Consider the following 14505-nt stretch of genomic DNA (forward strand, 5'->3'; position numbering starts at 1 on the left):
TTGGCGGTGGCTAAACGCTAGCTCTTTTTTAAACGCTTTGTATGCGTACGCTTTGAGCGTGTTAGTTGGCGGGAATATACCTAAAACTCGACGGAAGGCCAATCTTTTTGATTGATGTATTTCTGGTCGGTCGGCATTTGTTGCCGGGTCACGGGCAATAAGTGACCTTTCTGCACATGATAAGAAAAGGTCTCAAGAAGGTATCTGTCTGAAATTTATTATTAAATTTTGATTTTGCAACTGGCCTGCTATTTGCTTCTCTGCGCGTAAGATGTCTTCTCCACCTGAGCTGGTGGTCTGTGCTGCGTAGTTTGAGGAATACATGTCGCAATCTGCTTTACCGGGTATAAGCCGTCCTGTTCAGCCGCAAATCCCTCTGAAGTCTGTTCTTGGACAAGGTGGTTCTGCGCTGCTTGGTGAAAGTACGCCCGGTCAGGATTTGGAGCTTTTCTCTGGATTGCTTGCCAGAGCCTCTGAGCGGGATGGGGCGGCAGCTGCTGCAGGCGATGGCTTTTCGACCGCTATGGTTGCCGGCGGCGACCTTCCCGTATTGGAGCCGGACCTCATCAGGGACGAAAAAGGTGAGAGTGCGGTTGCAGGATTGGCGGGTGAACTGCCTGCCACCAGCGTTTCTCAGGTGTTGTCGCATGTTGCCCCCGGTTTAATTGCAACTGCGCCGTCTCAAGATGACGTTACTCTTCCGACAGATGGTGAGGGGAAAGCAGCTCAGCTAAATGCAAAACCTGCTTTTATCCCTGCGCCGCAAAGCGTTCAGAATGAGGTTAGCCAACCAAACCGAGTAGACAGATCTGTGCGCAGCGAGGTTGCTCTGTCTGTTGCTGGGCAGCAGGGCTTTGGTGTTAAAGCCGTTGCGGGTGAGGAGCAGGTAAATGCGCCAACGACTGCGGAGAGTGGGGCGGTGGTTTCTCGCACTAACCAGCAGACTATGCCTGCTGGGCAGATCTTGCCGCAGAAGGGGGATGAGCTTGTCGGCGTATCAGCTGGACAGGTTGCTAACGAAGCGGGCGCTGTCGCTGGTGGTGGAATTCAGCCAGTTGTTGAAGCTGTTCAGAACGCTGAAGGTTTGCTGAAGCAGAATGTTGGTCCTGCTGTTACGGATGTCGCAGTTAAACAAATGGCTCAGGCCGAGATGCAGCTAAGTGCACCAGTACCTCCTAAGACTGAGGAGGTTGCCAAGGTCGTGCGTGAGTTGGGGATACCTTCTACTGGAGTTCTTGAAACCTTTCGCAAGGCTGATGCCACCCAACCCTCACAGACAACAATTACGCCTGTGAGGGGTGAACTATCTTCAGGTGGTGTTGTCGATAGTGCAGGTGTTATCGGAAAAAGTGCTGGTCCTGATGTTGTAACGCAAGACAGCGCTGCATTTATCGAAAAGGCTTTTGCCCGAGAAAAGGCTGCGGGGCCGAGCGGCGCTGACATAATTATCAAGGGTAATGCGGAACCGTCTCTAGGTAGTCGGCAGATCAGTGAACTGGCCGCAAGACCGGACGTAAAAGCTCTTAACGTTCAGGCAGAACCTGCACAGGCTGTTCTTCCCGAGATAAAGGGGGCTGGTCTTGCAGTTAGTGGGGACGAACTGGCAGGAGCGAGCGACGGTGAAGCCGATATTGCGTTGGCAAAGCCTATCCTTGTTCGTCAATCTGATCGGGCAGGTTCAGGTTTCGTTGGCCAGCAACAGCGTACTTCTCACTCTGTGCCAGTTGCGGGTGAGGGTGATCTCATTTTCCCGAATGTAACGGTGAAATCTGACGGTTCTGTTGAAAAGAGTGGTCAAGCCGTTGAGGGGCAGAAGCTTGCCGTGGTGACTGCTGCTCAGAAGGGTGACGGCCATGTTCACGTTGCTGAACATGTGAGCCGGACGGCCTCAATCGCAACAGTTGCAACGCCAATGGCTGGCAAAGACAGGAGTGCTAGCGGATCAGTTCCGGCAACGTTGACTTCTGATGGTTCTGCTCAGAGCGATGGTGCTCAGGAAGTAGGAGACCAGACCAGCATCCAAAACAAGGCTGCAGACCAGAGCTCGTCTGGGACTAAGAAGAGTGCAGCGGCTCCTGTCAGCATTCAAGTCTCAGTTCAACAGGGTAATGAGCAGACAGTAACTACCAGTTCGTTTGGTTGGGGGCTTTCGGCTGGAATGCAGGACGGTGCGGAGGGAGAGCTTGATTGGGAAAGCTCTGAGGCCGTTGCTGGCACTACAGCTCGTTCTGAGGCTGGGTTACGTTCTGTTGGTTCTTTGCCGACTTCTACTTTAAGGAACGTGGCCAACTCGGTATGGCCCGAGATTGCCCGTCAGGCCAGTGGTGGAGTCAACCGATTTGAGATTCGGCTGGATCCTAAAGAGCTCGGTGTCGTCGATGTTTCCATTGAATTTACTAAGGATGGCCGTGTCCGAGCTCATCTGATGGTTGAAAGGCCCGAAACGCTTGAACTTTTGCAAAGAGATCAGCGCGGGTTGGAAAAGGCACTGCAAGATGCTGGTGTCGAGAGTGGCAAGAGTTCTCTTGAGTTCTCCCTTGGTCGTGGGGGTGGTGGGTCTCAAGGCTCTGAAGCAGAAGGTCACCAACAGTCGGGCGTCGGGCATGTCGCTGGGAATGCAAATGATACTGAGCTGCATGAGGCGAGCTACCCGATACATAAGAATTTGAATGGTTCGTCCCGCGCAGGTGGGTTGGATATCTCGGTTTGATACCGTTTTGAGGAAATAAACAATGACTACAATTGATGCTTTAACGCCGAATGCGGGTTCCTCAGGTTCAGACCAACAGAAAAACCTGAATGCCAATTTTGATCTGTTCATCGCGCTGCTGACCACACAGGTGCAGAATCAGGATCCATTGCAGCCTCTCGATTCGGCTGAGTACACGAATCAGCTGGTTCAATACACGATGGTGGAGCAACAGGTTGCAACTACAGAGAAATTAGATGAACAGCTCACTCAGCTCAAAACGCAAAGTGCGAGTCAGTTCGTAAACTACATCGGTAAGGATGTGACCGCTCATAGCGCTACAGCAGAGCTTAAGGAAGGCGCTGCATCGTGGGAGCTGGAGGCATTTGCCGTTGGAACTGCGACGATCACCATTCGAAACAGCGAGGGTGCAGAGGTCTACCAGGAGGAGATTGATCTGGACGAAGGTGAAAATACTTTTGTGTGGGATGGTACCACTGCTGCGGGCTCACAAAGTGAGGATGGCGCTTATACCATTGATATTATCACCAAAGATGCCAACGACAATCCGTTCGTTGTTCAGACAAAGGTGAAGGGGACAGTGGATTCTGTGGACTTCAGTACCGGTGACATTATTTTGCACATGGGTGAACTGAGAATTCCAGTCGGAGAAGTCACGGGAGTCCAAGGAATTCTGTAGTAGTTAATATCCACTAATATTTGCGGTTATGAATCTTACCAAAACATTGATGGGGGCTTAGCCAAATTTTAAGCGCCTTGTTCTAGTCTCATGCTCAGCTTGGTCATGGTTTGTGTGAGAGTAGAATGACCGAACATATTCGTTCACGAGTGAAATACGTCATCGGCCCCGATGGGAGCCCTTTGACAATAGCGGATCTTCCGCCCACCTCTACAAAGCGGTGGGTTATCAGGAGAAAGGCTGAAGTAGTTGCGGCTGTGCGTGGAGGCTTGTTGTCTCTGGATGAAGCCTGCAACCGGTATACCTTGACGGTTGAGGAGTTTCTGTCTTGGCAGAACTCGATTGACCGGCATGGACTAGCTGGCTTGCGCGCGACACGCGTTCAGGACTATCGCAACTAATAGGCTTCAGGCACATTCGGGTGTGATACCCAAACAGGTTTGAGGTTTCGAAAAGGCCGGCTGTCGCAGCCGGCCTTTTTGTATGCGCGAGCCACATTTCCTACATTTTTATGGATTAACCATGATGTCTTAACTGCTTCGGCAAAATCTGCCGAACCCGCTGCTTGAGATTCATTTGACTCTTCAAATGCCTAGTCCAAGGCCTTTCCAGCGATATTCCACAATGCTTCTTTGTGGGTAGAGTTCCCGTTTACCGATTATTAGGGCTTTATTAACCTTTTGTTAACTCTGGGGCGGGCAATTTTTACCTACCAGCAAATCAGGGGCAAATCACGCCGTATTCCAAGGTGTTGAAAGTACTGCTGGCACTTTTTGAATGAGCACTTTAAAAGCACGGGGCGGCAACTGTGAGTGGAATCCTTGACTTTCTGAAAGGACTTGGGCCCGCGCGACTGGCAGCGATGGGGGCAATGGCTGCGCTGTTGGTCGGCCTGTTTAGCTTCATCATTATCCGTGCGACCTCACCGCAGATGGTGCCATTGTTCACTGACCTTACCCTTGAAGATGCTGCAGCGGTTGTCAGTCAGGTAGAAACACAAGGTATTTCTTACGAACTTGGTGTGAATGGGCGTAGCATTCTTGTGCCTCAGGAGAACGTTCACCGCCTGCGTATGACTCTTGCTGAGGCTGGTTTGCCATCAGGAGGTGGTGTTGGCTACGAGATTTTCGACCAGACCGATACGCTTGGGGCCACCAGTTTTGTGCAGAATATAAACCGGCTGCGCGCACTTGAGGGTGAACTCTCCCGCACAATTCGCAGTATTGGTCGCATCTCTTCTGCGCGGGTTCATTTGGTGATCCCTGAAAAGCAGCTGTTCCAGCGGGACCGGGAGCCGCCAACCGCATCTATTGCGATCAAGGTGCAGGGCTCTTTGAGCAATGGACAGATCCGCGCCATCCAGCATCTGGTTGCAACCGCTGTTGAGGGATTGGAGCCTTCTTACGTTTCTATCGTTGATGAGCGCGGCACTTTGCTTGCCAGCGGAACCGGCGATAAGGACGGGCTCGTTGGGAGTTCCTCGCTGGATGAACGACGTTTGACACTGGAAACCCGCCTGCGGCAACAGGTTGAGGAGATCCTGAATAACGTTGTTGGAGCTGGTCGCGCCCGGGTGCGGGTTGCTGCGGACCTCAATTATAACCGCAAGACTGAAACACAGGAGCTGTTCGATCCAGACGGACAGGTTTTGCGTTCCTCGCAGAGTAAAGAGGAGAATTCATCCTCCTCTAATGGTGAGGAGACTGTTTCTGTCGGTAACCAGCTGCCAAATGCGGATACCACGGGCGATACCACTGGCTCCAAGGATTCCTCCAATATTTCCGAGGAGATCCTGAACTACGAAATCTCGAAGAGCACAGTTACCGAGATTTATGAGGCTGGCGGTCTAGAGCGCTTGTCTGTTGCTGTTCTGGTGGACGGGACCTACACAGCCGATGAGGATGGACGCCAGATCTATCAACCACGCAGCAATGACGAGCTGGAGCAAATTGCTACTCTGGTTCGGACTGCTGTCGGCTTCACAAAGCATCGTGGCGATACGGTTGAAGTGGTGAACATGCGCTTTGTGGAAGCGCCGATGCAGGACTTTGCTGATGGCGAGGGCGGTCTGTTCGACTTCACGCGTGCTGACATCATGAAGTTTGCGGAGCTTGGTGTTCTGTTCGTGATCACTGTTCTGCTTTTGGTCTTTGCAGTATCTCCGCTGATGAAGCGTATTCTGGCAACTGAAGAAGAGAAGGCGGCGCTGGCAGACGGTGGCGTGCAGCTGCTGCCGGACGGTACGCTGGTTGCGGAAGAGCCCGCCCGACTTGAGGGGACAGTTGCCGAGGTGGAGGCTGTTCCTACCGAAATTCCAACAGCCGAGTGGATTGAGGATGCCAAAATGTTGGCTGCTCTCCACCAAAGTTCGATCCAACAGATTAGTGAAATGATTGAAGAATCTCCAAGTGAAGCCGTCAATATCGTTCGCGGCTGGTTGAACGAGGCGGCCTAGGATGAGTGAGGAGATTGCAAAGCAGGAGGTGAAGGAGAAAGGCTTATCGGTCACCTCTGATGTGGCTGAGCGAGAGCTTGGGGGAGCAGAGCGCGCAGCCGTTCTGCTTTTGGCGCTTGGGCAGGAATACGGAAAGGCCATTTGGGACGGGCTTGACGAGATTGAAGTGCGTCAGGTTTCCAGTGCGATGGCAAACCTTGGCCCTGTGACGCCCTCAATGCTTGAAGAGCTGTTTGTTGATTTCCTGAAGCGCCTTTCCACTCGTGGTGCTCTGAACGGCAATGTGGATGTGACTGAGCGTTTGCTAAGCTCCTTCCTTCCGTCGGACCGGGTCTCGATTATCATGGAAGAAATCCGTGGTCCTGCAGGCCGGAACATGTGGGAAAAGCTCTCCAACGTGCCTGAAAACGTTCTGGCAAACTACCTGAAGAACGAGTACCCGCAGACCATTGCGGTGGTGCTTTCCAAGATCCAGAGTGACCATGCGGCGCGGGTTCTTGCACTGCTTAATGAAGAGCTGGCGCTGGATGTGGTGAATCGGATGCTGCGCATGGAGTCCATCCAGAAGGATATTCTGGAGAAGGTCGAGCATACGCTGCGCATTGAGTTTATGTCGAACTTGTCCCAGACAAGTCGCCGTGACAGCCACGAGATGATGGCGGATATCTTCAACAACTTTGACAGACAGACCGAGGTGCGTTTCCTTGCAGCGCTGGAAGAGGACAGCCGCGAGTCAGCCGAGCGTATCCGCAACTTGATGTTTACCTTCGAGGATCTGCTGAAACTGGACGCAGGTGCCTGTCAGACCTTGCTGCGCAACATCGAAAAAGATCAACTCGCAATGGCGCTTAAGGGTGCCTCTGAGACGGCTGTGGCGTTCTTTAAGGCCAACATGTCTGTCCGTGCTGCAAAAATGTTGCAGGATGATATGGATAGCATGGGACCTGTGCGTTTGCGTGAGGTGGATGATGCGCAAACGGCTCTTGTGCTCAAGGCAAAAGACCTGGCGACATCCGGTGAAATCACCATCAACAAGAAGAAGGGGGAGGAAGAGTTTGTCTACTAATGTCTTCTTTCTTCTGCTTTTGCCGGAGGCTTGCTGATGGTTACGGTTATGCCGCAAGGTGCTGCACGACAGCGGTTTTTGTTCAACACCAAGTCGGTTGACGAGGTTGAGGCAGCTGAACTTGCCGAGGTGGCGCCGCCGCCGGAGCCGACCATTACGGTGGCGGAACACCAACAAATTCTAAAGGCAGTAGAAGAGGCTGCTTTTGCGCGTGGTGAGATGCAGGCGCGGCAGGCTATTGCAGAACAACAAAATCTCAGTGCGCAAGAAGAACTGGCGGTGTTGCGTGAGCGGCTGGATGCGGCGCTTGGGGGGCTTGAAACCCAGCTTCGTGCTCAGGAGCAGAATATGGTGAGCATGTGCTTCTTGATTGCGCGCCGCCTGTGCAGCCATCTCATTGCCCGCGAGCCGCTGGCGGAAGTTGTAGCACTGCTTTCTGAGTGTCTGGCGCCGCTGCGAAAGATCCCGCAGATCCTGATCGAGGTTCCGAGCGAGGATACGCATGCGCTGGAAGAAATGGTTGAGAATCTCGTCCTGAACAGCAGCTTTGAAGGCAAAGTGCATGTTGTGAAATCAGAGAGTATGTCGCGCGGTGATTGCCGAATCGAATGGCCCGATGGTGGCATTATTCGTGATCGTCGCAAGACGGTTGAGCATATTGAACAAGTCATAAAATCTCATTTCGATGCCCGCGAGCGGGCGAGTTGAACAGTTTTAGTTTTGTCCGTGATCGTGCTGGCCAGTGGTCGGTACCGGATCAGGAAGGTTGATGATGAGCGATGATGAAAAGGGCATGCTGCTGGACCAACATCGAAGCCCCCAGCGCGCTGGTAGTCTCAGTGGTGATGGTGCAGGCGGGGTAAAAGCTGCCGAGGATCTGGAAGCTGTCTTTGATGTACCTGTCCAACTAGCTGCTGTACTCGGGCATACAAAGATGAAGGTTTCCGACCTTTTGCATCTGGATACCGGGATCGTCATGGAGCTTGATCGCAAGGTTGGTGAGGCAATCGACGTTTATGTCAATGACAGGCTTATCGCGCGTGGCGAAGTTGTGCTGGTGGAAGATAAGCTTGGTGTCACCATGACCGAAATCATCAAGGCGGATAAGTGACTGACATGGGGCGTAATGGAAAGGAACTGACATGCGACTCTTGATCGTTGGGACCCTTGGCGGTCAGCTGACGACCGCAACCAAGATCGCGATGGAACGTGGTGCGTCTGTTACCCATGCGCCCGGTGCTTCTGAAGCTATGAAAGTCTTGCGCTCGGGGCAGGGCGCGGACCTTCTGATGGTTGATGTGAACGAAGATATTGGTCAGCTGGTGGAGCTGACAGAGCGTGAACGTATCCATGTGCCAATCGTTGCTTGTGGTTTGGGGACGGATGCGCGGGCGGCTGTTTCTGCTATTCGGGCGGGCGCCAAGGAATACATTCCGCTGCCACCTGATCCGGACCTGATTGCAGCGGTTTTGTCCGCTGTCACCGAAGAGCGCGAAGATCTGATCTATCGCGACGCGGCAATGGCGAGCGTGATCAAGCTGGCTGAGCAGGTCGCGCCCTCTGATGCCTCCGTGCTGATCACGGGCGAGTCTGGTTCCGGTAAGGAAGTGATCTCGCGTTTCCTGCACAGCAAATCCAGTCGTTCCAGCAAGCCGTTCATTTCCATCAACTGTGCCGCAATTCCTGAGCACCTTCTTGAATCCGAGCTGTTCGGCCATGAAAAGGGTGCCTTTACCGGTGCTGTTGCGCGCCGTGTTGGTAAGTTTGAGGAAGCCGATGGTGGCACCTTGATGCTGGACGAGATCTCCGAGATGGATGTGCGTCTGCAAGCCAAGCTGTTGCGCGCTATTCAGGAACGGGTGATTGACCGTGTGGGCGGCAGCCGTCCGGTTCCTGTCGATATTCGAATTATTGCAACGTCCAACCGTGATCTGGCTGAGGAAGTGCGGAACGGCACGTTCCGCGAGGATTTGCTGTACCGTTTGAATGTGGTGAACCTGAAACTGCCTGCGCTGCGGGAACGTCCTGCGGATATTCTGGAGCTGGCGAGTCACTTTATCGAGATTTATGCCAAGGCCAACGGCACCAAACCGCTTCCGATTTCGCAGGAAGGGCGTCAGTTGCTGCTGGCTAATCCGTGGAAGGGTAACGTGCGCGAGCTGGAAAACACCATGCACCGCGCTGTTTTGCTTTCCACCGGTGCTGAAATAGATGCTGATGCCATTCGTATGCCTGATGGTTCTCCGATTGCAATGGGCGCTGGTCAGCAGACTGCTGCGCGTGCTGCTCATGCGGCTGAGGCGGCTTCGCGCGATATGGTTGGGCGTACGGTTGCAGATGTAGAGCGTGATCTTATTCTGGATACGCTTGACCATTGTCTTGGGAACCGTACCCATGCGGCAAAGATCCTTGGTATTTCGATCCGTACGCTTCGTAACAAGTTGAACCTTTACACCAAAGAGGGTGTTGAGGTGCCGGGGCCGGGCGAAGCACGCGCCGGAACTGTTGACGCATAAAAACGGATAGGGCGCGGCGATGTCTGAAGAGACAAATGCAAAAGTGGCAGACAGGGGAGGCGACCGCGCTCCTTCGGCTACGCGCCTGCCCGGATTAAGCGGAAGCGGTGGAGCAGCTTTCTTTCAGGACCTTTGGAGCGCGATAAGGCACGGCGACCTTGGTCTTGCTGCTGGTGTCATGGTCATCCTTGTGATGCTCATCGTTCCGATGCCTGCGATGCTTTTGGACATGTTCCTTGCTATCTCGATCATCTTTTCCGTGATGATCCTGATGGTGGGGCTGTTCATCCAGAAACCCCTGGAATTCTCGGCCTTTCCCACTGTCTTGCTGATCGCGACGATGCTGCGGTTATCGCTGAATATGGCGTCGACACGTCTGATTTTGGCAGATGGCCACGAAGGAGCTGATGCTGCCGGTAACGTGATTGCGGCCTTCGGCAGCTTTGTGATGGGCGGTAATTTCGTGATCGGGATTATCGTCTTTGCGATTCTTGTGATCGTGAATTTTATCGTTATTACAAAGGGTTCTGGTCGTATTGCGGAAGTCTCCGCCCGCTTTACGCTTGATGCGATGCCCGGTAAGCAGATGGCCATTGATGCGGATCTGGGTGCCGGTCTGATTGATGAGGAGACGGCAAGGGCCCGCCGTAAGGAGCTGGAATCGGAATCCACCTTCTTCGGGTCCATGGACGGTGCCTCCAAGTTTGTCCGCGGTGACGCCATTGCTGGTTTGATGATTACGTTCATCAATGTGATTGGCGGTATCGTTATTGGTGTAATGCAGCAGGACCTGACGTTTGCTCAAGCTGCCGAGAACTACACACTTCTGACGATTGGTGATGGTCTGGTTTCGCAGATCCCTGCGCTGATCGTTTCAACGGCTGCCGGTATTCTGGTTTCAAAAGCTGGTGTTGAAGGGGCTGCTGACAAAGCGCTTGTCACGCAGTTTACCGGTTATCCAAAAGCGCTTGGCATGTCTGCCTTTGTGATGGTGGTTCTGTCCTTCCTGCCGGGTATGCCGATGTTGCCGTTTCTGGCGCTGGCGGGTGCGGCTGGCTTTCTGGCGCGCAAGGCGAGTAAGAGGCACGCCGTTGAAAAGGCCGAAGAAGTGGCCGCGCAGGTGCAGGCAGAAGCGCCTGAAGAGCCACAAGAAGCACCCATTTCTGACAGCCTGAAGATGGATGTTCTGCGCATTGAGCTAGGGTATGCGCTGCTGCCGATCATCAATGGACGCAACAAGCAGGAAACGGATCAGGTTACCGAGCAGATCAAAGCACTGCGCCGTCAGATTGCGACGGATATGGGCGTGATCATGCCGTCCGTGCGCATCCTTGATAATATTCAGCTTGGTGCGAACGACTACATGATCAAGGTGAAGGAGCTGGACGCTGGTAGTGGTTCGCTGTTCCCGAACCAGTTCATGGTGATGGATCCGAGCGGCGGGCAGGTGCGTTTGCCGGGCACGCATACTACCGAGCCGACCTTTGGTTTGCCAGCAACATGGGTTGAGGCACAGTACCGTGAGGAAGCGAACCTGCTGGGCTATACGGTGGTTGATCCTGCAACGGTGATCTCGACGCACCTGACCGAAACCATCAAGTCTCATATTTCCGAGCTGCTTACCTATGCTGATGTGCAGGTTCTTCTGAAGAAACTGGATGAAGAGCAGTCCAAACTGGTGGAAGATATTGTTCCGGCGCAGATTTCGATCTCCGGTATTCAGCGGGTGCTTCAGGCGTTGCTGGAGGAGCGGATTTCCATTCGCGATCTTGGCACCATTTTGGAAGGGATTGCGGAAGCGATTGGCACAACACGCAACCCGAACAGCATTGCAGAACATGTACGCACGCGTCTGGCACGCCAGATCTGCGCTGCAAATCAGGCTCCGGGGGGCTATCTGCCTTTGATCAGCCTGAGCCCACAGTGGGAGTCGGCCTTCCTTGAGAGCATCATCGGGGACGGAGATGACCGGCAACTGGCGATGGCGCCGTCCAAGCTGCAGGAGTTTGTAGGATTGGTGCGTGATGCCTATGACGCGGCAGCCAATCAGGGTGAAGTGCCGGTGCTGCTGTGTTCTGCACAATCGCGTCCGTTCGTGCGGTCCATTGTCGAACGCTTCCGCGCACATACGTTTGTGATGAGCCAGAATGAGGTTCACCCGCGTGCGCGCTTGAAAACGGTGGCAACCATATAGGAACTCGAGTGTTTTGTGAGATCGCAGCACTTGCTGCGTTTCTGTCTTGCTGTTACCCAGAGGGCATTAGGTTTTTTAGGATTTAAGGAAAAAATGTCTCAGATTCAGCTTAATCTTGATGGATACACAGAACTGCCAGACGGCAAGGTGGCATTTGTAGCAACGCATCTGGAAATGTTGGAAAAACCCGCTCTCAAGATGATTGATCGTCCCGACCTGAAGCTTCAGCGAGTGGAAAGAACAGAGACTAGTGAATATAAAGACCTCTTCAAACGCATCGGCGGGCCATGGTTGTGGTTTGGCCGTCTGGTGATGAGTGATGAGGAGCTGGAAGCGACACTGAGCAAACCAACTAATGAACTCTATTGGGCTTTGAAGGATAGCGAGCCTGTTGGGATATTGGAGCTGGATGTTTCGAAGCCTGATGAAGTCACCTTAGCCTACTTCGGTCTTGTGTCAGAAGCTATTGGTAGCGGTGCGGGGCGCTGGCTAATGAACCATGCCATCACCAAAGCCTTCTCACGCCCCGAAGTGAAACGCTTCTGGTTGCACACCTGTACTGGAGATAGTCCTCAGGCGCTGCAGTTTTATATTCGTAGCGGCTTCCAGCCTTTCAAGCGCTCCATCGAAGTTGCGGATGATCCGCGCCTGAGCGGTGTTCTGGATCCCTCCTGTGCGCCGCATGTTCCATTTTTGCCTTAAGGTATAGCAGGTTATCTCTATCGTTTTCTGACAGGCGTGACGTACTTGTATTGGCACGGCTTGGTTTTCGATCGAGTGCGTCCAAGCCTTTCTCCAGCTACTCTTAGGGTTGATGTTGGAAAAGTGACCCACATCGGGACGAGTGGTTAGGTTTTATTAGAGTTTTATCTAGGATGTGTTAGTTTCCTTTTACCATGTACCTTTGATTAATTGTGGAGGATGCGTGAGGGATGCTCTGAATTTGCAGGGTTGTACGTAGGTTAGAGTGCGGCTGAAGGGGTATTCAGCCGGATATTCGGGAGCTGCCATGTCGGAAGTACATGACAACGTCGTGCCTCATGAGAAGGTACGATCGCTGAGGGATAGCATTCGCAAAGTTCGTGTTTCGGAGATGGAGCGGACTGACGTTGTCGTAGGCCTGCAGGAGAGCGAGAAAGCTCGCCTTGAAATGCTCAGCGAAGAGCTGATTGATGTGTTCAAGGAAGTTCCGGAAGACGATGACCAGTTTTCTTTTCAAATTGTGCCGGGAACGCAGCCGCGCCTCTGGATTGATATGACCAGCCATGTGCTGATGGGACGAGACCGCCATTCCTACCGGTTTGTGAAGGAAACCCGTCTTGGGCGTATGGTTCTGCTGGAGACTACTGAACTCGACGATATGGCAGACTGCATCACAGAGTACATTGCGGAGCGGATTATCGAGAAGGAGCGGGCGCTGGAAGCGGACTGGATGCTCAATCGCATTCGCCAGCAGGATGTTCCTACCGGTAAGAAGCTGGATCAGCTGAAACAGGAAAATGCTGCCAAAGCTGCTGCGGCCAAGCCGACACGCTTGCGGGATATGCTGATCCTGATTTGCGGGCTGCTGCTTGGCATGGCCATCGGTGCAGCGGGTCTCATTACGCTGGCGCTTTATGCCAACCCATTTGCGAGCTAAGCGCTCTGCTCCGAGAGGCATCTGATTGCCTCTCTTACTTGCCTTGCCAGCAAGGCTTTTGTGGAGCTGGTGGGCGTCAGGCTACTTTTCTAAGGCCTGGAATAGACAGGTCGTGCTGTGCGATGTGGTGCACGCCTTCACTGGCAGTCGTAAAGCCACGCTCTTCCATCATACAAGACCAACCATCGCCGTCTTTCTCAATGGTGAACAGGTTGTAGCGTGCTGGTGGCTTGTGACCGTCAAGGCCATTTGAGGCCGAAGGCACGCAGATTACGGGGACCGGCCCCTCTGGTCCGTTGATTTCCATACGGGTTGCACGATGGGTGTGGCCGTGCAGGATTAGCTCGGCGCCGTGTTCTGCGATGATGTTGCGGAACCGGCTGGAACCCACGAGGCGCTTGTACCACGCAGTTGCGTTGCGCACTGGTGGGTGGTGCAGCATGACAACCCGGAAGTCACCGCGTTCTTTTGCATGGCGCAGCTGGTCTGCCAGTTCTCGCAGCTGATTGCTGCTAATGTGGCCTGTGGCCATGAACGGGCCGGTTGCCTTGGCCGTGGACAAGCCAATGATTGTGACGCTGTTTCGTCTGCGTACAAACGGAAAGTGTGGGTCATTGCCCAGTGGTGGTGTCAGCCCCAACTCCGGATCACTTTGCATATAGGGACGCCAGGCGGTGTAGGCCTGCTTGAGCGCGCCGGGGACGTATGCATCGTGGTTGCCGGGGGTCAGGGAGAGGGAATCTGGAGATCCCACGGTTGCGAGCCAGTCTTTTGCTCCAGCAACCTCCTTGGGAAGTGCGATATTGACCAGATCTCCACATAGGGCAATATGATCCGGCTGACGCGCGTGTATATCGCGTATCAGCGCATCGAGGTAGGAGTTGGTCATCGCGTGAGCGCGGTTACGTTGCCAATTGATGTAGCCGAGAATGCGCTTTGAGGCGAGCTGGACAGGACGTACGTCCGGCAGCGGTCCTAAATGTGGATCAGATATGTGTACGAGCTTAAACATAGCCTGCGCATCATCCCTGCATTGCGCCTGAGGTCAAGGGATTTTCCTTGATTTGGGAGAATTACCCTCAAGCGCTTTTGACAGATATGGAACGCTGACCTTTAACTCGCCTTAAAGGCAAGAAGATGGGCGCAGAACAGCGGTGTCATGAGTGTTGGCAGTGGTTACTGCTGGAGCCCAATGGAAGCGTTTTGTGCGACGGAAGCGAGCGAGAACTTTAGTGAGCATGACGTG

General features: G+C 53.5%; 12 protein-coding genes. 11 read left to right on the forward strand and 1 reads right to left on the reverse strand.

The window, feature by feature from the left end:
* The first annotated feature begins 322 nt into the window (after window positions 1–322).
* The 11 genes from IE076_RS09030 (at window position 323) to IE076_RS09080 (ending at window position 13259) form a co-directional block, all read left to right on the forward strand.
* The gene (locus IE076_RS09030; RefSeq protein WP_189436462.1) at window positions 323–2710 is read left to right on the forward strand and encodes a flagellar hook-length control protein FliK; all 2388 of its coding nucleotides are present in this window, start codon (window positions 323–325) and stop codon (window positions 2708–2710) included.
* Between the two features lie 22 nt (window positions 2711–2732).
* Window positions 2733–3389: a flagellar hook assembly protein FlgD gene (locus IE076_RS09035; RefSeq protein ID WP_189436463.1), complete on the forward strand. Its 657-nt coding sequence runs from the start codon at window positions 2733–2735 to the stop codon at window positions 3387–3389.
* Window positions 3390–3514: 125 nt separating this feature from the next.
* On the forward strand, window positions 3515–3790 hold the full coding sequence (sciP, locus tag IE076_RS09040) for a CtrA inhibitor SciP (protein ID WP_189436464.1): 276 nt from the start codon (window positions 3515–3517) through the stop codon (window positions 3788–3790).
* Between the two features lie 407 nt (window positions 3791–4197).
* Window positions 4198–5844, forward strand: a complete 1647-nt coding sequence (gene fliF / locus IE076_RS09045) for a flagellar basal-body MS-ring/collar protein FliF (RefSeq protein ID WP_189436465.1) — start codon at window positions 4198–4200, stop codon at window positions 5842–5844.
* A 1-nt stretch (window position 5845) separates the two neighbouring features.
* Window positions 5846–6910 carry a flagellar motor switch protein FliG gene (locus IE076_RS09050; RefSeq protein WP_189436466.1) on the forward strand — a complete coding sequence of 355 codons (1065 nt, stop codon included), beginning with the start codon at window positions 5846–5848 and terminating at the stop codon, window positions 6908–6910.
* A gap of 36 nt (window positions 6911–6946) precedes the next feature.
* A complete protein-coding gene (locus tag IE076_RS09055; RefSeq protein ID WP_189436467.1) occupies window positions 6947–7618 on the forward strand; it encodes a FliH/SctL family protein in 672 nt (223 codons plus the stop codon).
* 61 nt (window positions 7619–7679) lie between these two features.
* A complete protein-coding gene (gene fliN / locus IE076_RS09060) occupies window positions 7680–8021 on the forward strand; it encodes a flagellar motor switch protein FliN (RefSeq protein ID WP_209008990.1) in 342 nt (113 codons plus the stop codon).
* Between the two features lie 31 nt (window positions 8022–8052).
* Window positions 8053–9426 carry a sigma-54-dependent transcriptional regulator FlbD gene (gene flbD / locus IE076_RS09065; RefSeq protein ID WP_189436469.1) on the forward strand — a complete coding sequence of 458 codons (1374 nt, stop codon included), beginning with the start codon at window positions 8053–8055 and terminating at the stop codon, window positions 9424–9426.
* 19 nt (window positions 9427–9445) lie between these two features.
* Complete coding sequence (gene flhA, locus IE076_RS09070) at window positions 9446–11620, forward strand: flagellar biosynthesis protein FlhA (protein ID WP_189436470.1); 2175 nt, start codon at window positions 9446–9448, stop codon at window positions 11618–11620.
* Between the two features lie 93 nt (window positions 11621–11713).
* Complete coding sequence (locus IE076_RS09075; RefSeq protein WP_189436471.1) at window positions 11714–12322, forward strand: GNAT family N-acetyltransferase; 609 nt, start codon at window positions 11714–11716, stop codon at window positions 12320–12322.
* 307 nt (window positions 12323–12629) lie between these two features.
* A complete protein-coding gene (locus tag IE076_RS09080; protein WP_189436472.1) occupies window positions 12630–13259 on the forward strand; it encodes a hypothetical protein in 630 nt (209 codons plus the stop codon).
* A gap of 76 nt (window positions 13260–13335) precedes the next feature.
* Here IE076_RS09080 and IE076_RS09085 read toward each other — a convergent pair whose 3' ends face one another.
* A complete protein-coding gene (locus IE076_RS09085) occupies window positions 13336–14271 on the reverse strand; it encodes a metallophosphoesterase family protein (RefSeq protein WP_189436473.1) in 936 nt (311 codons plus the stop codon).
* Window positions 14272–14505: the final 234 nt, after the last annotated feature.

The organism is Pseudovibrio japonicus, assembly GCF_014651595.1.
Classification (GTDB): domain Bacteria; phylum Pseudomonadota; class Alphaproteobacteria; order Rhizobiales; family Stappiaceae; genus Pseudovibrio; species Pseudovibrio japonicus.

What these genes read in the sequence shown, in the direction of transcription:
- IE076_RS09030 (WP_189436462.1), top strand. Translation starts at nt 323, where the DNA reads ATGTCGCAATCTGCTTTACCGGGTATAAGCCGTCCTGTTCAGCCGCAA.
- IE076_RS09035 (WP_189436463.1), top strand. Translation starts at nt 2,733, where the DNA reads ATGACTACAATTGATGCTTTAACGCCGAATGCGGGTTCCTCAGGTTCA.
- sciP (WP_189436464.1), top strand. Translation starts at nt 3,515, where the DNA reads ATGACCGAACATATTCGTTCACGAGTGAAATACGTCATCGGCCCCGAT.
- IE076_RS09050 (WP_189436466.1), top strand. Translation starts at nt 5,846, where the DNA reads ATGAGTGAGGAGATTGCAAAGCAGGAGGTGAAGGAGAAAGGCTTATCG.
- IE076_RS09055 (WP_189436467.1), top strand. Translation starts at nt 6,947, where the DNA reads ATGGTTACGGTTATGCCGCAAGGTGCTGCACGACAGCGGTTTTTGTTC.
- fliN (WP_209008990.1), top strand. Translation starts at nt 7,680, where the DNA reads ATGATGAGCGATGATGAAAAGGGCATGCTGCTGGACCAACATCGAAGC.
- flbD (WP_189436469.1), top strand. Translation starts at nt 8,053, where the DNA reads ATGCGACTCTTGATCGTTGGGACCCTTGGCGGTCAGCTGACGACCGCA.
- flhA (WP_189436470.1), top strand. Translation starts at nt 9,446, where the DNA reads ATGTCTGAAGAGACAAATGCAAAAGTGGCAGACAGGGGAGGCGACCGC.
- IE076_RS09075 (WP_189436471.1), top strand. Translation starts at nt 11,714, where the DNA reads ATGTCTCAGATTCAGCTTAATCTTGATGGATACACAGAACTGCCAGAC.
- IE076_RS09080 (WP_189436472.1), top strand. Translation starts at nt 12,630, where the DNA reads ATGTCGGAAGTACATGACAACGTCGTGCCTCATGAGAAGGTACGATCG.
- IE076_RS09085 (WP_189436473.1), bottom strand. Translation starts at nt 14,271, where the DNA reads ATGTTTAAGCTCGTACACATATCTGATCCACATTTAGGACCGCTGCCG.